Source organism: Faecalibacterium sp. An58 (assembly GCF_002161515.1).
In the GTDB taxonomy this organism is placed as follows: Bacteria; Bacillota; Clostridia; order Oscillospirales; family Ruminococcaceae; genus Faecalibacterium; species Faecalibacterium avium.
Window position 1 is genome coordinate 1 of sequence record NZ_NFHX01000006.1, and the last position, 24,205, is coordinate 24,205.

21 protein-coding genes, 1 tRNA gene and 1 rRNA gene are annotated in these 24,205 nt (G+C 49.2%); 18 read left to right on the forward strand and 5 right to left on the reverse strand.

Annotated elements, in window-relative coordinates; translation table 11 throughout:
• The first annotated feature begins 185 nt into the window (after nucleotides 1-185).
• Nucleotides 186-302 (forward strand): 5S ribosomal RNA (gene rrf, locus B5G12_RS06105).
• Nucleotides 303-345: 43 nt separating this feature from the next.
• A tRNA-Lys gene (locus B5G12_RS06110) sits at nucleotides 346-421 on the forward strand.
• Nucleotides 422-575: 154 nt separating this feature from the next.
• Here B5G12_RS06110 and B5G12_RS06115 read toward each other — a convergent pair.
• From B5G12_RS06115 to B5G12_RS06135, 5 genes are all read right to left on the reverse strand, one after another.
• On the reverse strand, nucleotides 576-1,976 hold the full coding sequence (locus tag B5G12_RS06115; protein ID WP_087324269.1) for a site-specific integrase: 1,401 nt from the start codon (nucleotides 1,974-1,976) through the stop codon (nucleotides 576-578).
• Nucleotides 1,977-1,990: 14 nt separating this feature from the next.
• Nucleotides 1,991-2,215, reverse strand: a complete 225-nt coding sequence (locus B5G12_RS06120) for a helix-turn-helix domain-containing protein (protein ID WP_087324270.1) — start codon at nucleotides 2,213-2,215, stop codon at nucleotides 1,991-1,993.
• Nucleotides 2,216-2,605: 390 nt separating this feature from the next.
• Nucleotides 2,606-3,934 (reverse strand): DNA primase family protein, encoded by a 1,329-nt coding sequence (locus B5G12_RS06125; RefSeq protein WP_242955959.1) that lies wholly within the window; start codon nucleotides 3,932-3,934, stop codon nucleotides 2,606-2,608.
• A 25-nt stretch (nucleotides 3,935-3,959) separates the two neighbouring features.
• Nucleotides 3,960-5,495: a relaxase/mobilization nuclease domain-containing protein gene (locus tag B5G12_RS06130; RefSeq protein WP_087324271.1), complete on the reverse strand. Its 1,536-nt coding sequence runs from the start codon at nucleotides 5,493-5,495 to the stop codon at nucleotides 3,960-3,962.
• Nucleotides 5,443-5,898 (reverse strand): plasmid mobilization protein, encoded by a 456-nt coding sequence (locus B5G12_RS06135; RefSeq protein WP_087324272.1) that lies wholly within the window; start codon nucleotides 5,896-5,898, stop codon nucleotides 5,443-5,445. The genes B5G12_RS06130 and B5G12_RS06135 overlap by 53 nt, the downstream gene beginning before the upstream one ends.
• 1,433 nt (nucleotides 5,899-7,331) lie before the next feature.
• Here B5G12_RS06135 and B5G12_RS14325 point away from each other — a divergent pair.
• The 16 genes from B5G12_RS14325 to B5G12_RS06205 all read left to right on the forward strand — a co-directional run bounded on the left by B5G12_RS14325 (nucleotide 7,332) and on the right by B5G12_RS06205 (nucleotide 24,198).
• The gene (locus tag B5G12_RS14325; RefSeq protein WP_144064104.1) at nucleotides 7,332-7,853 is read left to right on the forward strand and encodes an FHA domain-containing protein; all 522 of its coding nucleotides are present in this window, start codon (nucleotides 7,332-7,334) and stop codon (nucleotides 7,851-7,853) included.
• A 44-nt stretch (nucleotides 7,854-7,897) separates the two neighbouring features.
• Nucleotides 7,898-9,550, forward strand: a complete 1,653-nt coding sequence (locus B5G12_RS06140) for an FHA domain-containing protein (protein ID WP_158099684.1) — start codon at nucleotides 7,898-7,900, stop codon at nucleotides 9,548-9,550.
• Between the two features lie 58 nt (nucleotides 9,551-9,608).
• A complete protein-coding gene (locus B5G12_RS06145) occupies nucleotides 9,609-10,202 on the forward strand; it encodes an FHA domain-containing protein (protein WP_087324274.1) in 594 nt (197 codons plus the stop codon).
• 14 nt (nucleotides 10,203-10,216) lie between these two features.
• Complete coding sequence (locus B5G12_RS14330; RefSeq protein ID WP_144064105.1) at nucleotides 10,217-11,596, forward strand: DUF975 family protein; 1,380 nt, start codon at nucleotides 10,217-10,219, stop codon at nucleotides 11,594-11,596.
• 4 nt (nucleotides 11,597-11,600) lie between these two features.
• The gene (locus tag B5G12_RS06155) at nucleotides 11,601-12,434 is read left to right on the forward strand and encodes a DUF4234 domain-containing protein (RefSeq protein ID WP_087324275.1); all 834 of its coding nucleotides are present in this window, start codon (nucleotides 11,601-11,603) and stop codon (nucleotides 12,432-12,434) included.
• A 33-nt stretch (nucleotides 12,435-12,467) separates the two neighbouring features.
• The gene (locus B5G12_RS06160) at nucleotides 12,468-13,352 is read left to right on the forward strand and encodes a tetratricopeptide repeat protein (RefSeq protein WP_087324276.1); all 885 of its coding nucleotides are present in this window, start codon (nucleotides 12,468-12,470) and stop codon (nucleotides 13,350-13,352) included.
• Between the two features lie 24 nt (nucleotides 13,353-13,376).
• The gene (locus B5G12_RS06165; RefSeq protein WP_087324277.1) at nucleotides 13,377-15,494 is read left to right on the forward strand and encodes a protein kinase domain-containing protein; all 2,118 of its coding nucleotides are present in this window, start codon (nucleotides 13,377-13,379) and stop codon (nucleotides 15,492-15,494) included.
• A gap of 24 nt (nucleotides 15,495-15,518) precedes the next feature.
• Nucleotides 15,519-15,656, forward strand: a complete 138-nt coding sequence (locus B5G12_RS14610) for a hypothetical protein (RefSeq protein WP_158099685.1) — start codon at nucleotides 15,519-15,521, stop codon at nucleotides 15,654-15,656.
• A gap of 37 nt (nucleotides 15,657-15,693) precedes the next feature.
• Complete coding sequence (locus B5G12_RS06170; RefSeq protein WP_087324278.1) at nucleotides 15,694-16,572, forward strand: PP2C family protein-serine/threonine phosphatase; 879 nt, start codon at nucleotides 15,694-15,696, stop codon at nucleotides 16,570-16,572.
• A 38-nt stretch (nucleotides 16,573-16,610) separates the two neighbouring features.
• The gene (locus B5G12_RS06175; RefSeq protein ID WP_087324279.1) at nucleotides 16,611-17,660 is read left to right on the forward strand and encodes an FHA domain-containing protein; all 1,050 of its coding nucleotides are present in this window, start codon (nucleotides 16,611-16,613) and stop codon (nucleotides 17,658-17,660) included.
• 36 nt (nucleotides 17,661-17,696) lie between these two features.
• Nucleotides 17,697-19,196 carry an FHA domain-containing serine/threonine-protein kinase gene (locus B5G12_RS06180; protein WP_087324280.1) on the forward strand — a complete coding sequence of 500 codons (1,500 nt, stop codon included), beginning with the start codon at nucleotides 17,697-17,699 and terminating at the stop codon, nucleotides 19,194-19,196.
• A complete protein-coding gene (locus tag B5G12_RS06185) occupies nucleotides 19,193-20,104 on the forward strand; it encodes a PP2C family protein-serine/threonine phosphatase (RefSeq protein ID WP_087324281.1) in 912 nt (303 codons plus the stop codon). The genes B5G12_RS06180 and B5G12_RS06185 overlap by 4 nt, the downstream gene beginning before the upstream one ends.
• 65 nt (nucleotides 20,105-20,169) lie before the next feature.
• A complete protein-coding gene (locus tag B5G12_RS06190; protein ID WP_087324282.1) occupies nucleotides 20,170-20,490 on the forward strand; it encodes a hypothetical protein in 321 nt (106 codons plus the stop codon).
• A 211-nt stretch (nucleotides 20,491-20,701) separates the two neighbouring features.
• Nucleotides 20,702-22,174, forward strand: coding sequence for a DUF4431 domain-containing protein (locus B5G12_RS06195; protein WP_087324283.1), 1,473 nt, complete (start codon nucleotides 20,702-20,704; stop codon nucleotides 22,172-22,174).
• A 30-nt stretch (nucleotides 22,175-22,204) separates the two neighbouring features.
• Nucleotides 22,205-23,332 (forward strand): YajG family lipoprotein, encoded by a 1,128-nt coding sequence (locus tag B5G12_RS06200; protein WP_087324284.1) that lies wholly within the window; start codon nucleotides 22,205-22,207, stop codon nucleotides 23,330-23,332.
• Between the two features lie 533 nt (nucleotides 23,333-23,865).
• Nucleotides 23,866-24,198, forward strand: a complete 333-nt coding sequence (locus tag B5G12_RS06205; protein ID WP_087324285.1) for an SDR family oxidoreductase — start codon at nucleotides 23,866-23,868, stop codon at nucleotides 24,196-24,198.
• Nucleotides 24,199-24,205 lie beyond the last annotated feature (7 nt).

Consider the following 24,205-nt stretch of genomic DNA (forward strand, 5'->3'; position numbering starts at 1 on the left):
GTAAGTGGAGCGATCCATTCAGCAGGTGTGTACTAATAGACCGAGGGCTTGACCAGGTAAAAGCACTTGTACTCTGATTGCAAAGCAGATTATTATTCAGTTCTGAAGGCACGTCCTTCAATAAAGAGAATAGAGAGAATTGTCCGGAAAAGACAACAGCGCAAGCTGATCACATATTCCGGGCAGCCGGTGTCGATGACGGTGAGGTCCCACCTGTTCCCATTCCGAACACAGAAGTTAAGCTCACTTGTGCCGAAGATAGTTGGCTGGACACGGCCTGTGAAAATAGGTAGATGCCGGCTTCTCTCACCATCAGGATATTGAAACCGTATCCTGATGGGCTATGCACCTCTAGCTCAGTTGGTAGAGCAACTGACTCTTAATCAGTGGGCCCAGGGTTCGAGTCCCTGGAGGTGCACCAGAAAAATGACGCAAGATCGTAAGATTTTGCGTCATTTCTTTTTGTGAAAAAGGGGCTGCACATTTTCTGCACATCATTTGCACATCACCCCAAATTGGGTGCATCCTATGCATCCTCTGCACAGCCCGCTTTTCCATGCACAAAAAGAAAATTTTTAGGCGAACAGCAGCCGGACAAGTTCCCGGCGTTCGTCTGGACTCATCTGCCGGATGGCTTCAAGGATCACAGGACCTGTGATATTTGTTGCCTCCGGCTTTTTGTTTTCCTCCGGTCCGCTGGGGTCGGAACCGGATATGTCCTGCTTGTAGAAGTTTGCTTCAATCTTCTCAGCCAGCTCAATCCGGGGTTTGTCCTGGGTGTGGGCGTAGGTGTTCATCAGGGTGGCCGCCGTAGAGTGCCCGGTGTTCCCCTGGACTGACTTGAAGTCGCCGCCGGATTGGAGCAGCTGGTAGGTTGCGCTGGAGTGGCGCAGCCCGTGAAAGACAATCTTCTCAAATTCAGGATGTTCGCCCCGCCACTGACGGTACCACTTGGTCAGTACATCCGGGGCGATGGGCAGGCCGTCCGGCAAGCGGAACAGCTGCCCACAGTTACTGTACTTTTCTGGGGCGGATTGCTCGTCCTGCTTCAGTTTCTCGAGCCAGGCCAGAAGTTCTTCCTTTAAAGGCTTTGTCATATACAAGACACGATTGGACTTCTGGGTCTTGGTTCGTTTCAGGATCAGCGAGGACTTGCTTCCTTCCCGACGGTCGGGAAAGGTCTGGTAGATCTGCGCCGGGTCAATCTTGGCCAGAGCATCCTTATAGGCGCGCTGCATGGTCTTGTTGATGGTAATGGTCCCCCGGCCATCGGCGGCCTCAAAGTCCAAATCTTCCGGTTGTAAGCCGAGGATTTCACCCTCCCGAAGGGAGAGGATCAGACTCAGATGGACTGCCAGATGAAGCGCCGGGTTTTGGATCGACTGCAAAGCCGCCAGCATGGTTTGCTCGTCCCAGATGGTCCGCTCTTCGGTGTTGATTTTCGGAGCTTCCCGGGGCAATGGGGATTTGCGGATCAGATCCCATTCGACCGCATAAGAGAAGGCGGTTTTCAGGAGAGTATGAACCTCACGGATGGACGTGCTGGACAACAGCCGTTTCTTCTGGGCGGGGGTCAGCTCCTGTTTTTCGCCGTGGATATACTGGCCGCAAGGGGTCTGGCTCAGGGTGGCGTAGAACTGCTCGATGTCAAAGGTGCGGAGGTCTTGAATCTTCCGCTGGCCGATATACGGCGCGATCAGGTTCTGCACCATCGCAGTGGTTTGGGTGTAGGTCTTGGGAGACCACTTATGCTTGCTGGACTGAATCGGAATCAACTTTTCCAGTAGTTCCTGAACTGTCATGGAATCGGGGATCGGGAAGGTGCCATCCTGCAATTCCTTTTCAATCGTGATCTTTCGCTCGGCGGCTTCCTTCTTGGTCTTGAAGGACTCCCAGCCTTCATGTTTTTTGCCCCGGTGGTCGGTGTAGGTGTATCGGGCGGAATAAGCGCTTCCGCGCTTCATAATGGATGCCATGGCTAAACCCTTTCTCAGAGGGCGGCAAACCAGGCTTCAAAGCTCTCCCGGTTGACACGGATGCTGGTACCGATGCGGACCACCCGGAAGTCCTTGGTGGTATTGCAAAGGTTGTAGGCAGCACGAGGGGAGATGGCCAGCAGTTGGGCAATCTCATCCACCCGGTAAACCAGGGGCTTGAGCGTGGCTGCGCGCGGTCTGTTTTCAGGTTCCACGGCAGGGTTTGGAGACACTTCCATTGTAGCGGATGCCGGACTGGATTGCAAGGTTTCACAGGCAAAATTTACGGTATTCTGATTTGTTTTCAAGCGCACGCTCCTTTTCCCTATCTTGACCGGCAAACTATCCCAGGTGGATGATTTTCAATCCGGCCAGATTGATGTAACAGCCGAAGCTGATAGTTCAGCTCCGGCTCTGTTGCCTGTGAAATTTTTTGTGCGGGAACTCAAAAATACGCGCCCGATCCGCCCTTCCGCCCGGATGCGCCCGGAACCGCCCGCTTGGGCGGATCACAGGGCGGCAAGGCGGGCGGATGTGGTTTTTGAAAAACAACGATATTACAATGAAAGTAAAGCGTTTTCTGGATGGGCGGGCGCGTAGGGCGGGAAATTTTCACTTCCTGCTCTTTTTTATAAGCGGGCGCAATCCGGGCGGACGCACACGCCCTTATAGCCCCGGTACTCGCCCCCGATGTGCTTCGAGAAGGTAAGATTGTACTTGCCGGCACTCTTGAAAAGAAACTGGCTGAACCGCTTCTGAGAGACAGGCGTCTCCAGATTTTCCATGCACCACTTGGAGTAGGCATAGAACAGATGCGTAGACCGGGCAGCTGCATCTTCGGCAAAGCGAAGATACTTGTCCGAGGCCATGAACTGATCCAGATTGTTCCCGTCGGCCATCACGGCTTCCAGATTCTTTCGGGTCCGTTCGCTGAGGGTAAAGCGGTACTGGTTGGCCAGAAGCCGCTTGAGACCCTCCAGCATCCAGAGGAAAATCCCCGGCAGCTCGGCAGCCATCTTGTCAATTAGAAAAGGATCGTCCACCCGGTTGGGGTCACGATCCTTCACCGAAATCAAAATTTGCCGCCGCCAGAAGCCGTCGCTGCTGTCATTGACGGCGATCAGATTGCCGTTGCCGAAGCAGAGCAGCCGGACGTACAGCCGTCCCTGGGTGGCCTGTTTTCCTTTCCGTTCGATGCAGGTCTTGTCCTCAGCGGTGACGATGGATTTCACATTCCGGGTGTCGGGCAGAGCCGTCATCTGGAGATCATCGTCCACCATCACCAGTTTGTGTTCCAGGTTGGCGCTGGCAAAGCGGTTGGTCTCCAGCCGGTGGATCGACTCCATGTAAACGGAATCGCCCATTAGCTTTTTGACCACCAGCCCAATGCGGGATTTGCCTTCGCCGCCCCGTCCGGTGAGGATCATCATTTTCTGTGCCTTGGTGGAAGGGATGAGAAGATATCCCAGATACTCCTGTAGGGTTGGAATGTCCTCCGGTACCAGCAGGCCATTCAGAAAGCCCAGCCAGGTTTCCGGTGCCAGGGCGTCCGGCTGATACTCCACCGGAAAGCGATTGAGGCAGAGCTCCTTTTCAGGCACAAAGCCTCGCTCGTCCAGGTAGTAGGTTCCGTTTTTCAAATGAATTCGGTCCAGCTGGGTTTCCCATTCTTCCCGGTAGCACTCCATCTTGATGGCATCTACAATTCGCTTGGTCTTTTTGGCAGTGTCATTGCGGGCAGCAGGCCGGATCTCCTGGTGGATTTCGTGGCGCAGCCGCTCCTCGTTGACCTCACCGTCCAGATCAAATAATTTTTGGTCCAGGCACATCAGTGGACGCTTCTGCAGAAAATAGGCGCAGAATGCAGACTCCACGATTTTGCCCTTGCTGTCAATCCAAAGTTGGTCCTCTTCCTGCTCATCCATTTCGTCGCGGACATCATCGTCTGTCCAGGTCATGCAGCCCTCCTTGTTCTGCTTCCTGCTAGCGATCTTCCCGGTGGAGGGTCGACAACAGATTTTGCTGTGCGGTGCTGAGTTCTATCCATGCCTTTTTTGCTTCACGATACGCCTCATAGAACTGGGCTTTTTCTGAGATCAGCTGTTCGCGTTCCATTTCAAGCTGTTTCAGGCTGGGCAGTTTGGTGATCTTTTGAGCCTTGAAATAGGCGGCTGCCGCCTGGTAAGCTGTCAGTTCGGCGCGGTGCTGTTCCCAAAACGCTTCCGGGTTCTTTGCGGTCTTGACCTGCTGGGCAAACTTCCGGTTCTGTAGATAGGCTGCGACATGGCGGCTCAGTTCCCGGTTGGCCTTGATGCGGTTCTCCAGGTCTTTCACCACCTTGTGGGCCTCGTCATACTTTTCTGCCAATTCCTTGACACGGGCGTCCAGTTCTTCCTCGCTGTTCAGATTATACCGGGCGAATAGAGCCATGGACTTGGCCAGCTGTTTGAGATTGAAAATCTTGGCCCAGTGCTCGTAGCCTGCGCCCTTGCCCGCGGCCAGCTTGGCCTGAATGTCAATCAGGCGGCTGATGCGGTCGAGGTGAGGATCAGAGCTGTAGAGTTTGGCGGTTTTCTTTCGCTCGGCGTTTTCAGAGAGAACAGCCAGAACTTTCTCTTTGGAAAAATCGTCGCCCAGATTGCGGGAGGAGATGGGTTTGGTCCGGCCGGCGGTGAGGTAACTGAACCGACCGCGGCTCTCACGAACCGTGATGCCATGCTCCTGTAAAAGCTGAGCGGAAAATTCCTCGAGACTGACGGCCTTGGCCAAAACAGAACGGATTTGCCGGCGAAGGGCCGCTTTCTCGGTTTCGTATTTGGTTTGCCGGATGGGCTGACCGGAAGCGGCTGCCTTCTGGTTGGCGTGGTCGAGGCGGCGCTGGCCGCGCCGCTGTGCCCAGTATTCCTTTTCGGTAATCCGTTCGCCGGTTCCGTTTAACAGGTCGATCTGGTAGAGTCCGGCTTCCTGGCAAAGCTCCATGGTCTCGACCCGCAGGTGCCGGAGCATCGCGGCCGTGCAGCGGTGCTTCATGCCCTCCTGCCAGTCACAGGGCTTTTCCATATAGGACTGCCTCGGGATGGTCCGTATTCGGACGCTGCCGATGACAATGTGAACGTGGATATTCCCAGCTCCGTTGTGCCCGTCAGGGTGGGCGCAGACAATAGCAGGATGACCCGGAAAGTTTTCCTTACAGAACTGCAGGCCAAGGGCCTGGGCCTTTTCCAGGGTTAATCCGTTGTCCGCAGCGTCCCGCGGGTCGAAGCTGATGATATATTGGTGGGTCTTCACATCGTCAGGAGAGAAGTTCTTGCCGTATTTCCGGTTTGCCAGCAGACAGGCCATGGCAAAGGACTGCCCGCCGCATTCCAGAGTGTCCAGTAAGTACTCCTCCCGCAGCTTGGGCTGGCCGTTCTCATCCAGAAGGGGGAGACCGGTGTACTCGTTGTGCTGAAAGGTCAGATAGTGTTCAGGTGCCGTAAGATCGGAGTTCTTCGAGCTTGTATGCTTGATGGTTGCCATACAGTTCTCCCATCTTTTTCTCGGCGTCCAGCCGAAAGAGTGTGAGTGCAGACAGTTCGGTCAAAAGCTGTGCCCGAATTTGTTCTGAATCTTTGCCGCCGCTGTTGAAGTGACGGGCAAGCTGGTTCAGATTGCTGCCGATCCTACCGCATTGTCCCAGCAGGTCAGAGAGAATGCTCAGCGCATCCTCTCCGCCGCCGGTGACAACAATAGTTTGCTTGATGGGTTTGGTGCATAAGCAGCGGCGAAGCAGGGTGGACATGTTGACGTGAAGAATCTCACACATGATTTCCAGTTCCCGCTTTTCTTCTGGGGTGACTCTGAACTTGATGAGCTGCGTTTTCCTCGGTAATCCGCTGTGCTGGGGGTTGTGGCTAGTCGAACGAATGCTAGGCTTGGTCATTGTACCTCCTTGCTGTTTGACTAGCTCCTCTTTGGAGCTATGTATGGTGCGGCGCAGCCGAAGAACGCGCAGAGCGCGAAATAAGCAGGGTTTGGGGAAGGCACTCCCCAACAAGTACGACCGGAGCGTGCGGCATCAATTTCAATTTGTGAAATTGTGGCCACGGGTCGATACTTGCTTTTTACTTTTCCCAGAAGTTTGAAAATTTCCATTTCAAAACGGTCTCCAATCGGTCAAAGTGGGGAGTGCACAGTGTCTCCTGCTTGGTGGGGTCGCCGTTCACATCCGAATTGAGTTCCTGCCTCTGTTTTGCAGCGGCGTTGTCAGGCTCGCCCGCATTTCTGCGGAGTCATGGCGCTGTATCCAGTCCGGACGGCTGATGCGGTTGTCAAGGTGCGTATGAAGAATTGCGAACCGGTTGCCCGGCTGCAAGTCTCTCGAAAAGAAAAAGGCTCCGCGGCACCAAAAGATTTTGTCGTGGGTGGATGGCGGCAAAACAATTCGGTGAAGCTGCGGAGCGGACAAACAAAGCAATGTAGTAGCTTTCATTGAGTAAAGCGGCTTTGTTGTGGAACAGGGTACCACTGAAAAATGCAAATGTCAACGATATGTCGAACGATTTAGAAAAGCTCACAAGAATCAATCCGGTGGGTTGGACATAACAGAAAAATTTCTCTGGCGAAAAAATGTATATTTTGTCGAAGGATTTTTTCATCTGTCATTGACCACAGAAAAGCTGCTGAAAATAAAACGGAATCTTTTTAGAGGCTTGTCCAAAAATTTGCGGCTTGTTTGTGGAGATCGACAAAAAGGGTGACTGCTCCCTTACCGAAAAGCCAAGCTGTGCTAAGGATGTGAGTTGTTTTCATACCTAAGAAGATGTTGTTAAATGATCTAACGGCTTGATTGGGCCATGGCATTTACATTGATTCGTTAGAATCGAGGGATTGGAAGGATTGTGATGATTGTTGCATTTGATTTGCATTTTCTTATGGTTTGCCGTATGCGGACGACATAATGATGTACTGGCAAAGGTGCGTCGCAGTGAAACAAGATCTTGTAATTTGAAACATTGAGATTTAGAATGACGAACTAAAATAAAATGTAAAGGCCGTATTAGACAGAATAGCTGTAAAGAATAATAATTGGTATGATGATTTAAACTTGGATTGATATTCAACATTTTGTGACATTAAAAATACATAATAATACATATTTAATGAATCGTTAGTGACAATTTGCTATACTAATTATGAAAAAATAATGAATTATATACTTGCAGATCTAATGAAACAAAAATGATCTGTAAAATTGTTGGAAAGATTGCTGTCCTTGAGCGATCCTATTGGGATTTATAAGAAATTTGAAAGCAGACCTCTCAAAACTTCGGACGCTACTTTTTATAGAACAATGGATGAAAAGAGGTGTCTCTCATGGCGATACGCCGATGTGAAAAAGGGCATTTTTATGACACCGAAAAATTTAAATTTTGCCCAGTCTGTATGGCAGAACAGCAGAAAATGCTTGAATCAAATCAGTGGAAGTCAGAAGACAAAACCATCGGTTTGGAGGAAAGTGATCGGACTGTTGGTTATCTTTTGGATGGAGTCGATGAGGAAACACAGCCGGTCGTAGGCTGGCTTGTGTGTGTGCGAGGAAGCGAGCGCGGGCGAGACTGGAGACTAAGTTATGGCAGAAATGACATTGGCACACAGCCTCCTGCAGATATTCTGCTGAGCAGTAACAGTCATTTGACGGAATCCAGAGTCTGTTCCATTATTTGCGATGAAAAGCACAAAAAAATCATTTTAGACCCAGGAAAAGGGCCTCTTGTATATTATAATAACAAATTAATATTGGGACCTGTTGAACTAAAAGATGGAGATGAAATTGGGATAGAGGGATATGTATTATGCTTTCAAGGTTTTTGCGGAATCCAAAAAAGTTATTGGTAACTGCTATAATATATGCCATTGTCTCAATGAATATCTGCGCTGCAGTGGCATTGGATCAGCTGGACAGCGGGCTGACAGAAATTACCGTTGAACAAATCCAGGCGAGAATGCCGGAGGTGGAAGCTTATATTTATAATAAGGGACCTGTTTATGAGGATCGTGAGATTGAAGCCTATTTGGATGGAAAACAGTTATCCTATATAGGAACAGATGAAAGTGGTTCTTTTGGGACGTCCTATACGGTGATGCTGGATATATCGGGTTCAATTCGTCCGACTTATTTTGAGGCAGCCAAAAAGCAAATTTCCAGTTTGGCCAACACTCTGCGGCCTGTCGATAGTATGACACTGATTACCTTTGGAGACGATGTAGTCCTTCAAGCCAATCAATGCCGCGATCAAAATCAAATTCAGATGATCTTGGATCAGCTGGATGGAAAAGATCAGAACACATGTCTTTACGAAGCAATCCATCAGGGAATTGATTATATGCAGGCTGATGGTACAGATAATCGCCAGGTCATGCTGATCATATCAGATGGTTTTGAAGATACGGGAAGCGCGGGAATTACAAGGCAGGAGGTTGAGGATCAGGTTGCCAAAAACAATGTCCCTGTATATGCGTTATGTGCGGATTATGTAGAGGTGGAAAAACAAGAGGAATTCGGTCGCTTTGCCAGACTGACAGGAGGAAATTTAGTCTCTTTTGGCGTACATAATGCAGAGAGCGAATGGAATAATTTGATTTCGTGGCTGAACAGTGCTGCTCGCGTTCGATTTCAGAGCGACTCAAACAAGATAGACGGTAAAACCCATACGCTGCTCATTAAACTGAAAACCAGCCAGGGAGAGGAAAATTACACTCGTGAAATACAATTTTCGGATTGGATTCCGGATGAGACACCGCCTGAAATTATAAATTTTTCTTATTTGTCACGTGAAAATGCTTTGAAAATTCAGTTTTCAGAACAGGTCACGGGAGCAGACCAGGTATCAGGGTATGTAATCCGCAAAGGGCCGGAGGAGCTGGTGCCATCCTCGGTAACCCAGCTGGACACTACAACCTATTTGGTACGGTTGCCAAATGATATGCAGGCGGGAGAATATACAGTTACTTTTGCTGATATTCTGGACAATTCTATGGAACAGAATGAGCTGAAATCTGCTCCCTTCCAGTTTAAAAAGGCATTGCCCTTAGTAAAAATGGTCGCCTTTACAGGTGCAATCGTTTTTCTGACGATTCTAGTTGCTGCTGCCATTGTATGGAAAAGAAGGAAAAAACAACCGCAAACCATTACCTATGAGGTGCACCATGTGCAGGCAGAATCCCTGAAACCCATTCAATCAGCGGGAACGGGGGTGTCTGGGTCTGTCACTATCCAGCTGACCAGCGGGGAGAAAGCAGGGCAGAAATTGGATATTTTGATCGACAAAAGCTCCATTTGGGGAAGATCGGATCTGATGTGTGATGTCTGTTTTCAGGACAAACGAATGTCCAGACAACACTGTGTCTTTACAGTGCGTGAAGATGGAATATGGCTGTCGGATCTGGATTCCCAAAATGGCACTTATCTGAACGGAATCCGGTTGGTCAAGGCACAAAAACTGAGTCAACAGGATCAAATCCGGATTGGAGATACATCCTTTCGAATTATCAAGATTCTCTGGGAAACTAGGAATCAGGAAAAAAAGGTATAAAAGGCGCAGAAACTGCTGCTCCTTTTACGGATAAACTTTAAATAATGGAGGAATCAGTATGACGTTGGTAAAATGTCCCAATGGACACTTCTATGATCCGGCACGGTTTGGTAACAAGTGTCCTCATTGTGGAATGAGCGGGCAGGAAAGCACAGGGGATGACACAACGATTCCTCTGACGGGTGTGGAGGCCAACCAATTTGCGCAGGAATCAGAGCAGTCCAACATTGTGACGGAAAAGCTAACACAGTCCGTTGCAGATCAGGATAAGACCATCCCGGTGTCCGCCGATATGTTAGATGGCGTGTTTGGCAGCCCGGCGCCAGTTGTAGGCTGGCTGGTTTGCGTTGAAGGCATCAACAAGGGCACGGACTACCGGCTGCATCAGGGACGTAATTTCATTGGCCGGGCTGTTGAGATGGATGTGTGCATAGAAAACGACAACACCGTTTCGCGCAGTTCCCATGCCATTGTAGTTTATGACCCCCGCAGCAATGTTTACCTGGCACAACCGGGTGATGCAAAAGAGCTGTTCTATCTCAATGATCAGCTTGTTTTGAATGCAGTACAGCTGAAGGCGGGCGACAAATTGAGCATCGGCAACACCAAACTCATGTTTGTACCGCTGTGCGGAGATCATTTCCACTGGTAAGTGAGGAGATTGAGATGAATCGAGCTGAGATCAAAGAAACCGCAAAACAATATATGCGGCAAAACAAGAACCACGGCGGCATGGTCGGCGTGGAAGTCCTGTTTAGCCTGCTCTATATGGCAGCCTCCGCTGCAATTTTGGACTTAACGGTTGTCACCGGCTTGCTGTCGGGAATTGCGACCTTTTTGGGCTCTGCCATTTCCAGCCTGACGGCGGTTATGAATGTCCCGTCTACGATTGTGTCCTATGTGGCAGGCAGCACCATCACCCGGTATGGTATTGCGGCTGTGCTGGTTGCGCCTGTACAGATTGGTCTGATCCGGTATTATCTTCGGATTGTGGAAGTAAACAAACGCCCCAAAGTGGTCAGTACTTTTGAGCCCTTTGAAAACTACGGAAATGTGGTTCGGGTCTGCTGGTCTGAGTGGATTCGCACAACGCTGCTGCCTTCCGTTGTCTCTGCTATAGCAGGTGCCTTGATTACAGTAGTGTTTGGTGCATCAGCGATTACACAGATTGTGTTCAGCTATGGCAGGAATCTATCTGGCCTTGGATTGTATATCTTTTTGCTTAGCTGTGTGACCATTGCTTGTCTGGCTCTAAGCGTCTATATGTGGTATAAAACCTGGGCCATGCGGTGGATTCTGGCTGAAAACCATGATATGCCGGTGGACCAGGTGCTGGCACAGAGCGCGCAGATTACTGAGGGCCATTTTGGGGAACTGTTTGTGTTTGAGCTGAGCTTTTTCGGCTGGCGCATCCTGAAAGGTATTACACTCGGCCTGGTGGGCGTTTTCTATGTGGATCCCTACTACCATATGTCCTGCGCATTGCTGTACCAGGAACTCAAAAAGTCTCCGGTCCATGTGATCAGTGTCACCGGTGATGATTCTTTGGTGGATTCTGGCAAGCTGCTGGATTACCTCCACTATCTGGATGGCAAGATCCAGAAGGTGGAAAACAAGTGTAGCCAGAATGAAAATGAGATTGACGATCTCAAAGTTAAAGTATGGAGTCAGAAGAAAACGATCCCGATCCCGGATGACAGTAAAAAATCTGTCGTACCGCCTACGGAACCCAAGGATATCGCCATCATTGGCGTAGCCGGCATGTATGCAGGAGCAAAATTCCCGCTCCAGCCGGATCATCCGGTACTGGTTGGACGGGATAAGACGGTGGTGCAAATTGTCTTTACAGAAGGCGCAGAGAAAATCAGCCGCCGGCACTGCTCTATTATGTTCAACAGCAAAGAACAGAAATACCAGGTGATTGATTATTCTAGCAATGGTACTTATGTCAATGGCTCCAAGCTCCCGACCAATGCGCCGGTCCTGGTAAAACGCGGCACAGAACTGGCCCTTGGAAACACAAAGAATGTGATTCGGCTGCTGTGATGCCATGGCATACGCACATGACGATCAAAGGGCGGTACATCCCATCATCCCAAACCGGAGTATTGGTCTCTATTTTGTTCTGAGCTTTGCAACCTTGTCGCTCTACCATTATTGGTTTATGCAGCAAATGGTCAGGGATGTGAATCGGATTTGCGATGGAGATGGAGAACAGGAAATCCCATCGGTGGGATGGATGCTGCTGCTGAGCATTCTCACACTGGGCGCATATCAATATTTGTGGTTTGCCCATATAGCAGACCGTTTGTACAACAACGCCCAGCGCTACAGGGTGGATTCGGTACACGATGGGGAAACCTTGTGCCTATGGATGATTCTACTTCCGGGTATGGGAGCGGCCGTCGCTATGGCTCTGATGATCCGCGATGTGAATCACATGGTCCGGGCGTATTATGCTGAATCTATAGATGCTAGAAGCAGGCAGAAATGTCCGACGGAGAGAAATTCTGAGGATGGCAGAAAAGCCTGTTCAGTCCCGCACAAAAAGAGCACCTCCCGGGGCAATGATCTTGCCTTGGGAGGGTTTTTGGGCCTGGCGGGAAATTATAAAAATATGAAAATTCCCTTACAAGTAGGGGAGCAGCTCGTTTTGGGGCGGGACCCAAAACAGGCCGGACTGATTATAGAAGGCCAAAAGATCAGCCGTGTTCACTGCATTGTGCAGTACATAGGATTTGAACGAGGATATCTGGTGACAGACTGTTCCAGAAACGGTGTTCGGATCAATGGACGACAGATCGAGCCTCGTATTCCCGTCAAAGTGAAGTGTGGCTCAAAACTGATGCTCCCCGGCGGCGAATATGTATTTCAATTTTTATAAATTCCTGCATGATGGAGAGGTGGAGAAGAGGATATGGTACAAACGTTTCGCAAAGTGATGCTTGGTGCCGCTCTGGTGCTGGCCCTGACTTCCTGCGGCCACAAGGAAACGCTGGCGACCCTGTCGGTGGAAGGCGACCAGGAAGTAGAAGAAGTGTTCTCTTTGGCCAAAGCGCTGGATCTGGGAGCCGGGTATATTGGCACATTGGATTATCAAAACGCGATCCTGCAATATACTGAAATCATTGCCCACAATCCACAGAACAAGGATGCATATGCGGGGCTGTATGCGGCGTATGCAGCACTGAGCAAAACAGAAGATGCAGACAATATTCTGACCCAGGCACAGGATATGTTTGAGGATGAGGATGCCATTGTTCCGCAAATCCTCAACAATGCAGGTACGATTTATTCCAATGGCGGCGGAGATGCGCCGTACCGGCAGCTTTCGGACTGGTACTTGAAAACGCTGGGCCAGACCGATTCAGATGCCCTGCTTGAAATTGGAAATGCGTGGCTGAGCATGGAACCTGCCAGCGTGGGTCCATACGCAGCGCTGGGTGCGTATTATTCCCAGCAGGGAGATCAGGAACAGGCGGATGAAGTGGTCCAGCTAGCTGAGACGAATGGCGTCAAGCTGGATGATATCAATGCCACTATCGAAACCAAAACAAACGGGGACTATGTTATCCACATGGAAATTGAGTCGATTGAAGACCCGGTGAAAGTGGAAGTAAAGCCGCAGGACAATGCCCAGGATGTGGTTAAGAAGGTCACCCAGGAAGTAGCTCAAGATGCAGCAAGCCAGGTGGTGGAAGACAGTGGTCTGGAAGGCGAAGCGGCAGACCTTGCACAGCAGTACGCCCAGGATGCCATCCGTCAGGGACTGAGCGCTTTGCCGGGTGGATTGGGCTTTTAATTGAGAGGTTCGGGGAGAATCAACATGGAAACAACAGACAGGCGGCAATGGATCACAGATGTCGGGAACGGATACAGCCGCATGCGGCCTTTGGATGAAGGCGGCATGGGAACGCTGTATCTGGCACATAAGGACAGCTTGGATATTGACGTTGTCATCAAGCGGGTCAAACAAAAGTTCCGCGGCCGGATGGATGAGCGTGCAGAAGCCAACATCCTGAAAAATCTGAAGCACAAATATCTTCCGCGTATCTATGACATCATCAACAGTCCGAGCGGATATGTTTACACCATCATGGATTACATCCAGGGTGAAAACATGCAGAAGTATATCGAAAAAAATGGGCCGGTAAATCAAAAGATGGTTTACCGGTGGGCCTGCCAGCTCTGTGAAGCGGTGGCCTATCTGCATACCCAGACCCCTCCGATTCTGCATTGTGACATCAAGCCCAGCAATATAATGATTACGCCGTCGGGAGATATCTGCGTCATTGATTTCAACACCTCCCTTGTGTTTTCAAAAGGTGTGCTGGCGCTGGGGGCAACGCCCGGGTATGCGGCTCCGGAACAGTACGCAAAAGGTCCCACCAAAAGCGATGAGGAGGCAACATTGCCGCTGTTTGGCAAGGCAGAAGAAGACAGCCAGCGCAGTTATTTCGAGTCTAACTATTCGGCGACAGCTGCACAGGCAACCAATGCGGGTGATTATGGGACCATCAGCAAGAGGACAGATGTCTATGGGATCGGGGCTACGCTGTACTTTGCTGCCACAGGACAAAGGCCGGCCCATGCCCTGGAGCAGGTTCGCCCCATTACCAGCTATCATTGCGGGCTGAGCAAAAGCTTCCAGGCCATCATCCTGCGGGCCATGCGTAAACATCAGGAAGAACGCTTTCAAGATGCGCAGGAAACGCTGCGGGCTCTGCAGGATATCCACCTCATGGATCGGCGCTATCAAAATACTGCCACCGCCCAAAAAATGGTGGCCCTGGTTTCGGTTTTGATGATGGCGGCAGGAGCCGCCTGTGTGGCCTTTGGGGTGCAGCGCATGGGCCAGGAGCGGGTGATGCTGTATGACTCGCTGGTGCGCAGTGGCCGGACTGCCGGCGAGGCCATGCAGTTCGACGCAGCAGACCAGGCGCTTCAAAGGGCAATTTCCCTTTACGATGACCGACTGGAGGCGTATGTTGAACAGGCAGTGCTTCTGTACCGCCAGGGCGAATACCAGGAATGCGTGGATGAGATTGGCTCTATTCTGACCCGTCCCCTACAGTATCGAGATGTGCAGACAGTTGCTAATCTGTACTATACAGCGGCAAGAAGCTATGATGCCCTGGAGGAATACGAAAATGCAGTGCGGATGTACCGAAAAGCACTGGAGTATGCACCGGAGCAGGCGATTGAGTATCAGGGCCTGGCGGCTGCCCAGCTTCAGCTGGGGGATCTGTCCGGCGCCGAAGAAACGCTTCAGCTGATGTGTCAGGAGATCCCGGAAGCCGAAGATACAGCTGCCTATCAGGTGGCATTGGGAACGCTGCAGTACAGAAGGGGTAGCCTGGAGGATGCTTTGGCGTCGGCACAGGCGGCCATTAACGCTTCCGGAGACGAAGAACAGAAGGCCCAAGCCTATTTGCTGGCAGCCAACATTTATGAGGAAATGGGAGATGCCTTCCTGTCGGAGGAAATTGACTGGCTGGAAACCGGGATTTCCCAGCTGCCAGCAGCCTATTACAACGTGATGGCAGAGCCACTGGCAGCGGCCTACGTCCGTCTTTCCGCTGTAGAAGGAACCTCTGAAGGGCTCAGCAGGGCCCTTGAAGTCTACCAGCAGATGCAAACAAACGGCAACCAAACCTTTGAAGTTAGGCTGAGTACCGCCATTGTGCAGTATCGACTGGAAGATTTTGCCGGTGCAGAGCAGACTCTTCTTTCTCTGCAGGAGGAATATCCCGATGATTATCGGGTGTATAAATGGCTTGCCTTTGTGGCTGATGCCGAACAGAACCAGGCAGGAACCTATGATTTCTCGGAGGCAAAAGACTACTGGCTCCAGGCAAAGCAGCTCTATGAAATCGCACAGACCCAGGGAACCAGCGACCCGGAAATGGATGAACTGGATCAGATCGCTTCCAAGTGGGTGTAACCCAGTAGAGAAAAGAGGATGCAGATGTCTACAGGACAGATGATTCTGACAATTGGCATTGTTTTGATTGTGACAGGAGCCCTGACGGCTCTGATTGGAGAATGTCTTCTTTACAGCCAGAAAAAAAATGTGCTCCGCCGGATCGACAAAGAGTACCATTGACGGGGGTGACACAGAAGGGTGGTGACGGCAGAATTCCATGCGTTTTGTTTCAGTATGCAATTCAGACATTGGAATCAAAAAGCAAAAGAATCAGGATGCATTGCTTCTGCTGCATGCCCGGCAGGACGTTGACGACGACGTAGTTCTTGCGGTGATCTGTGATGGCGTAGGAGGCCTTGCACGGGGAGAATGGGCGAGTGCAGTGGTTGCAAAAGCATTCCGCCAGTGGTTCTACGAACGGACAGAGATGCTTGGGCAGCAGTCCGAGCCGGAGCAGGTCGTTTTTAATGACTGGGACCAGCTGATTCAAATGCTTCATAAAAATATGAAGCAGGTTGCAGAGCGTGAAGGGTGCCGTCTGGGGACGACAGTAGAAGCATTGTTGCTGATGCGTGGGCGGTATTATATCTGTCATGTGGGAGATTGCCGCACCTACCTGGTGGATCAAAAGATACAGCAGCTCACTGTGGACCATACCGTTGTACAGCAGGAAATCATGGCAGGAAGATTGACGGCGGATCAGGCGAGGAGAGATGTTCGCCAAAGCCTGCTTTGGCAATGCGTGGGTGCAGGGAAAAAAGTTGTTCCGGATTTTTTGACAGGAGACATACAAAAAGGTCAAATGTTTCTGCTCTGCTGTGATGGATTCAGGAGAAGAACAACGGAAGAAGAAATGAGCCGTTTGGGGCTGAGGTCTGGCCTGCGAGCAAAAAAAATGCAGGGCATCCTGGATCACATCACAGACTTGTGCAAAAAGCGGGGAGAAAAAGACAATATCAGCAGTATTCTGATATTGGAACGGACTCCCGGTGTGCTGTTTCAAAGAGGGATTTTCCGCTCAATGGAGGCTGAGAACCTGCAGCGTCATGTGATCACCAAAGATATTTTGATGGAACATTCTAGCACGGATTTATAAAGGTGGCACGCCGAAAAAATTCTCGGGAGGATTTAAAGATGGAAAATAAACAAAAATTTGCGGTTTTCTTTTCCAACGCGTCTAAAGGGCGCAGATGGGGAGCAGTTCTGTCATGGCTGGCTGCCATGGCTCTGGTCATTGCAATGGTCGTTCCGGGCTTTTCCATGAAGTCGCAGTTGAGCGATTTGCTTGATCCGTTGCTGGCTGACGACAGTGCCTATGAGCAGATGATCAGCGAGGTTTCGGACAGCCTGCCGGAAGGAACCGAAGCGATTGCGCCGCTTTTAGCCGGGCAAAACACCAGCATTTTGTCATATTTAATCAAATACGATGGGGTCGTTCATGCATACGAAACCATTCACAACGAAGGAACGGAGCCGTCCTCCGAAAATTGGGCAGGAATCGCGCTGTTTGTGCTGCTGATCTTGTTCATTGCCTGCAATATTATTTTTTCTGTATGTACCATGAATCTTCTGAGCTTCCTTATGACGGTGGGGGCAGTAGCAGAGATTATCTTGATCTATTTGCTACGATTCAGAATGGTGTTTGCCGCAATTTGGAGTACAGAGGATCCCGATCTGGCCCTGACGGTTTCGTATCCCATCCATATTGCACTGATCGTCACGCTTGCAGCCGCAGCTATTTTGCAGATTGTAGGGCTTGTTTTGCATTACTCCCTCCAGGATATGGAAATGGACAATGACGAATACAACTGGAGCAATGGCGAAACGGAAGGCCGTGATCTGGAGACTGGGCTGGTGGATGAAGATGAACCGACTGCGGCAGTTCCCGAGGCAGCTGCGGCTGTACTGGTTCAGTTGAATACAGGTAAAACCTTTTCCATCCGGAATAACAGCCAGGTGATTTTAGGAAAAGGATCTCAGGCCGACATCATCATTGCAAACCCTGTTATAAGCCGTATGCATGCAAAGATTGTCTGCAGAAACAGCAAGTGTATGCTGGAAGATATGGGCTCCAAAAACGGCACGTTCCTGAATGAACAACAATTGAAACCAGGCGTGCCGGTTGTCCTTTCCAATGGCGTATATGTTACTCTGGGAAATGAGGTCCTGGAATTTAAGGCATAACGTAGAATAACAATCCAAACCATAGGATGGCGTGCAATGATGCAGAGTAGTGTGAAAAGTTTATGCCCTGCCTGTTTTCGGGAAACATTGAAACAAGGAATCTGTACAGCCTGCGGATACAGGGAATCTGACGCCGTGCATAAAGAAGACGTGTTGGAGGCGTTTACCATCCTGCGCGGGAAATATTTGCTGGGAAATGATCTGGGACAAGGCGGATTTGGTATCACATACCGCGCCAAAAATCTCCAGAACGGCATGCTTTGCTGTGTCAAGGAATATTATCCGTCCGGTCTGCTGGCAGGAAGAAAAGAAGACGGGAGTCTTTGCCTGATGGATGAGAATCACCAAAAGGAGTTTGATCAGGGAAAGCACCGCTTTTTGGAAGAGGCAAAAGCGCTGCAGGAGTTGCGCGGGAATGTTTCCGTGGTTGATATATGGGACTACTTTGAAGAAAATGGAACCGCCTATTTTGTGATGGAGCTTCTGGAAGGATGTAATCTGCGAACTTTTCAAAAGGAGCATACACCAGAACAGAATTTTAAAATGTCTGTACAGATGCTGTTCCTGATCGGCAGTGCCCTGGTGGAAGTACACCGCTTCGGCTTGATCCATGGGGATATCAGCCCGGAAAACATGATCATCACAAAAAATGGGGATATCAAGCTAATTGACTTTGGGGCAGCCCGTTCCTTCCGACAGGGAGAAAAGACAGAAGGCTATAAAATCTATTTGAAACCCAATTATGCTCCCTATGAACAATACAGCATGAAACTGTGCCAAGGACCGTGGACTGACCTGTATGCATTGGCAGCAACCTTCTATTTTATTGTGACCGGGCAGTATGTTGTAGATGCACTGAAACGGGCCAAGGGCGCAAAGTATGTTCCGATGTCTGAGCTGTCGCCCTTTGTCTCCCGGCGTTTATCTAATATCATGGATTGTGCGCTGGCCTTTGATTACCATGATCGGTATAAAAGCCTGACTGCTTTTATGTCGGATTTGCAGAAGGCGGTACAGCCCCAGGATTATGACATTGATTTGGCTGCACTGGTGTCCTGCTACAGCAATAAAACGGATCTAAATCCCAAATCTGACAACCCGGAACCTGAAAAGGCTGACCAAGTGTGTATGATTATGCCGCAGGCTGTGGCTGAACCGCGGGCTCGGGGAGGACTGTTCAGGCATAAGAAAAAGGGAAAGATGGCTTGGCTTGAGTTGACCATCCAGAATGGCAGCTCGGATGCAGATTCTGTAAAGCGCCGCTGGCTGATCGAACCAAATCGAATGCTTACCATTGGGCGCTTGGCATCCAGCAATGTCATGATGCCCGCCAATAATCGCATCAGCAGGACACACTGTGAACTTTATTACAATGAAAAGCGTCAAGACTTTGTTCTGAAAGATGTATCTAAATTTGGAACATTTTTGTCGGATGGTACGCCCATGGAAAAAGAGCGTCTCTATGCTTTGAAAGATAAGGACTGCTTCTATGTTGTATCGCCGGTATATAAATTCAGGGTGGTGATTGAAAAATGATATCGTTCCTGAAACATTTGAAAAACAAGCAGGAAAAAGCAGTCTCCAGTAGCAAACGAGCAAAGTCTGGCATGGCATTGGATGATATTACACAGACCCTGATTTTGCCGTTGGATTCAGAATATGAGAACTGTAAGGACCAGAATCTTCTAACAAGTCAAGAAAACCAGACGTTGGAAGTAGCCGTTTGCCAATCCATTGGAACTAGAAACAAACAGCAAGATACCATCCGGTTTCAGGTAAACGACCAGGGGGCCGTCTGCGTGGTGTGTGATGGGATGGGCGGATTGTCCGGCGGCGAGATGGCCAGCACCATCTCGGCAGAGGGAATGCTGCAGGCCCTCTTGTCCAGAGAAGATAATGTCCCTCTGACTATGGCGCGGGCCTCAGTCAGCCTGAACGAGCAAGTCAAAGGCCTTCGGGATGATCAAAATCATCCCATTGAAGCAGGAACAACCCTGACAGCGATTGTGGCAGAAGACCATAAACTGTTTTGGTGCAGTTTGGGGGACAGCCGGATTTATTTGTGGCGGAACGGAACAATGGAGCAGTTGAACGAAGATAACACCCTGGGTGTTCAACTGGATAAAATGGTGAAGGACGGACAAATCACCGAAATAGAAGCGATGCAGCATCCGAAACGTGCGGCGCTGACAGGATATCTGGGAATGCCGTCACTGTCCCAAATAGGCGGCAGCCGAAAGGCTGTTCAGCTGTATCCCAGGGATATCATTTTGCAGTGTACAGATGGTTTGTATCGCGCTTTGCCCCAGGAAGAAATTTGCAGCATTTTGGGTGAAGACAATGAGAATCTGCAGGAGATTGCAGATAAACTGGTAAGGTATGCTTTGTGGACGGATGGACCCCATGACAATACATCGGTGGCGCTGACAAGAATCAAAGAATAACGGAATGGCACAGAAATGCAATAGAAAAACTGGAAGAAGTCGTAATTCAAGGGGAGTGTTGTTCTATGAAATATGGTAATCTCAATTTGCCTGCACATTGCACTATTCTGGACGAAGAGAATATGCGGATGGTAGAAGGCGGCGGCATTGTTTCAAGCGTTTTGTATGCGCTTGGAAGAATGTTTAGTTCCACGAGATATGAAACCTGGAGCAGTGAAGCTGTTGGTCTGCAGCAGGCACATGGTGAAGTTGTTTCTTACCAGGGCGGTGTCTATACTTATTCTGACGGCTATACCTACTCTGATTCCCATGGCTGGTCCTTCAGCACTGAGATTGGCGATTTCCTCTATGGTTTGGGCCAGCTGTTTGCGGTATTTGGACTGTAAGGGGATATTTAGGCTAAATACAATACGGTACGATTCTTCCAGTTTTTCTATTGCATTTCTTAAAAAGTACTTTTCATGGCCTGATGCCTTCCGGCAGAAGATATCCGCGAAGGGCAGGATTCTATGAACTCGGATTTTGGGATTGTGAGGATAAAGCCCTATCTGCTGAAAAAAGAAAAGTCGGCAGATAGGGCTTTTTTAGGAGGACTTTATGAAACAGTCGTCGAAGCATAGGCTGAGCATTCCAATTGTGGTTGCACTTGTTTTTACGGTGGTAGTCATCGCTTTGGTGGTGTTGGTGGGAGTGTATGTCTGTAAAACAGAATCCTCCACGGCTGCGGCCGGCTTAGACTCGGCTGATCAAACAACGACCACAGACAATCTGTCCGGGAACCTTGCAACTGTTTTGGGAAAAATCAACAATGCAGCAGCCGGAAACAATGAATACGACCTGTTTGAAGACGCTTTGGTGAAGCTGGTCAGCCAATATGGCAGCTTTGATCCAAACCAGCAGGGTTCCATGCAATCGTTTTCCGATGAGTGGTTCAATCCAAGGGGCGTTCTTGGAGTCGAAATACAGGATTTTGATCTGGATGACATTTGCGAAATGGCGGTGTGCATCTCGGTTCCGGATGAAACGTCTGAAGAAGGCGGATATTCCATTGTTCTGAACATATATGAAGTGGAAGAAAACCAGGTAAAGCAAAGTGCCACTGCGGTACTTGGGGCATATATTCAGATGGATACCGGTGAGCAAAGTTCAAAAAATATTGTATTGACGCCTAATCTTGGGGTGGACCAAATAGCGGCTGTTACGCTGGTTCAAAAAGATGACAGGTATTATTTCTTCTGTGAAGACTATTCCGTTGCAAGAAGTTTTGCGGATGGCATGGAACGTTCCTGCTGGGTGATGCAGTATCAGGATCATTCGCTTCAGTATGTTTGCTCCTATACCCAGACGGGAGGCGGAAGCATAGACTTTATGTACACCGGGTACAAGTTTGAAAACGGAGTTTGCGTGTCTTCCGATTTGTATTACAGCGAATGTTATGATGTGACGGCGCCGTACGATCATTTTGGAGAAGCTATAACGGCATTCTTTCAGGATTACGGTATTGCAATCAACGAGGAAGTCCAAAATGAAGCGCGTGCCTCGGATGGCAATTTCAAGAACAAATCTGTTCTGCCAGATGATACGGAAAACACCATCTTATTTTGCTTCACAAATAAACAGGTGTGCTTTGTAGCACAAGATGTATTATGGTCGAACTCCAGCTATGATTTTAATGCGCAGCTTTTGCGAGGAAATACCTTATTGGAGAACTTTTCAGATCCAATTGAGACCTCGGAATCCATAGAGAGTACAGGACCTCTGTATGAAGGAAACACCATGTCGGTTTCGGGAACCTTGGTAAAGAGAGATTATGAGATCAACTCCAAGAATAAGGGAACCGTCTATATCCTGCAGCTGGATCAGCCCGTTGTAAAATCTCTTTATTCGGATTACTTGGGATATAATGGAGAAACAGAGGTCATTTCGGAAATGCAAATTGGCTTTGAAAATCAGGAAGATGAACAAAGATACCTCGATCAAAAAATAACGGTTATGGGCAGCGTTATGTTTGCAACAACAGGTCATCATTTGACAAAGGTATTGCTGATGGATGCGTATGCATTTGCATAAGTGCAAGCGAAAAATAAGGAGGTAAGATAGATGAAAAAACAGAACTGGCTGGCCGCCCTTTGCTGTGCTTGCTTTTTGACGGCTTGCGGAAGCACGCCGCAAATCAAAGAAGACCAGGTTATGTCGACACCAGCAGTGTCAAGTTCCATCACTGCGGACGCTTCATCAACAACAATTTCTATCAATGAAGAAGGCACCTTCCATCTGAATCCGCCGACACCGCTTGCGCTTGGTGAACGGGTGTCCGGCGATACGGCAGAGTTTGTCATTCAGTATATCAATTTGGCCAGGGAAGCTACGGCGCCCATGCGCAGCGGGTCGAGCATAAAAGGGATTGGTGATGATCAATACGTACTGGAACTGTGCATAGAGTATCGGAACAAAACCTCGGCTGAAAAGGTAATCAATGAGTTGATTTCAGGAGTTTTGGTATGCTCAGATGGTTCTAAGGAAGTGGATGGCAGCATTGCTGTAGAAGAACATAACCGCGGTAGTCTGAGCATTGTGCGAGACGATGTGATGCCTGCTTTGAGCACAACTTATATTCACTATATGTTTATTTTCTCAGATCAATGGCTGTTCTCCCACAATCTCAAAGAGGTGGACCTGACCATTGATTCCGAGGAATACACCATTGCTCTGCAGGATGAAAATGGGGAAACAATCGGAATATCGGAAGATAAAAATGTAGCCCCGTTCGGGACTTATTCGATGGGAGGAGTCTCTGCAACAGAATACACCTTGGGGGAGACCGTGACAAAAGAAGATCTGGAGTTTTGTGTAGAACATATAGATTGGGCAAAAGAAATTTACCCTTATCATGCGGAACAAAGTGATAGGTATTACCCAGCTGAAGACGGCATGCTCTTTTTTGATATCTGCTTTATGATCCATAATAGTTCGAACAAGACATTTGAAATGGATGATATTATGAATCTAAAGCTTTGGTATCAAAACAGTGATCAATATAGCTGTTTTGACGTTGTAGAGAATACGGAGAGAACCAGTTTTGATCTAACTTATGATTATCTTGAGCCGCAGGAAAGAGCATATATGCACTGGCTGTTTGAAATGCCAGAGGAAAGCGGTGAAAGTTCTGATCCAATGTGGGTTTCGTTCTCGATAGAAGATGCGATTTATACTTGTAAAGTGCGCTGAAAGCAATGGGTAAACATCATTTGCCGGGAAAATATGGCGGTTTGATTGTTACTGGTTTCTTCTGGACAAAGTACCATTGAATTTGGTTAAAAATAACGGCCGTCCATCACGCATCGAGCGTAGCGGACGGCCATTTTCCTTGTCTCAAACCCTGCCGAAGAACCGGAGTTAATTTTGAATTATTAAAGCGTGAATTGGATTGAACTTTTGACGATTAAGCACGCAAGAAAGTGATGATCTACAAAAGAGGAGGAATCCAGACTTTTCCCAGCTTTAAAGCTCCCTGCACATTTCTGCACATATTTTGCACATTGAAAAGCTGGACAATGGATGCAAATGGGTGCAAACAATGCAGAGGGTGCAAAGAAGAATATCTAGAAAAATTGCGATAACAAGTTAAAAATATCGGATCTTCATAAAAATCAATCTGGACGAAAAATGCCTCTTGCTTCCTCTTAATCAGTGGGCCCAGGGTTCGAGTCCCTGGAGGTGCACCAGACCTCATCCCGTGTGCTGTATGCGCACGGGATTTTTTGTTTGCTTTTTGGCCGCCGGCGTCCAGCAAGGGCGCCATCGAGTCCCTGGCCAAATGCCTGGACATTGAAAATGCCGCCGACGGCATCTCGTTCCATCTGTTTCATCCGCCTCTGACCGACACCGCCTCGGCAAGCGGTCTGCCCATCCCCAAAGAGTTCAAAGCGGACCCCAAAAAGGTGGGCTATGGGCTGGCGAAGCACTTTTGGTCCAGGAGGTTTGTGATCTGCCACTCGCCTCTGCAGGCAGTGCAGATGGCCTTTTCTTACCGGCATCCCTTGTACATCGGGCGGCTGATGACCCAAATGGCCATGCGCGCCCGGAATCCCTGAAAAGCCC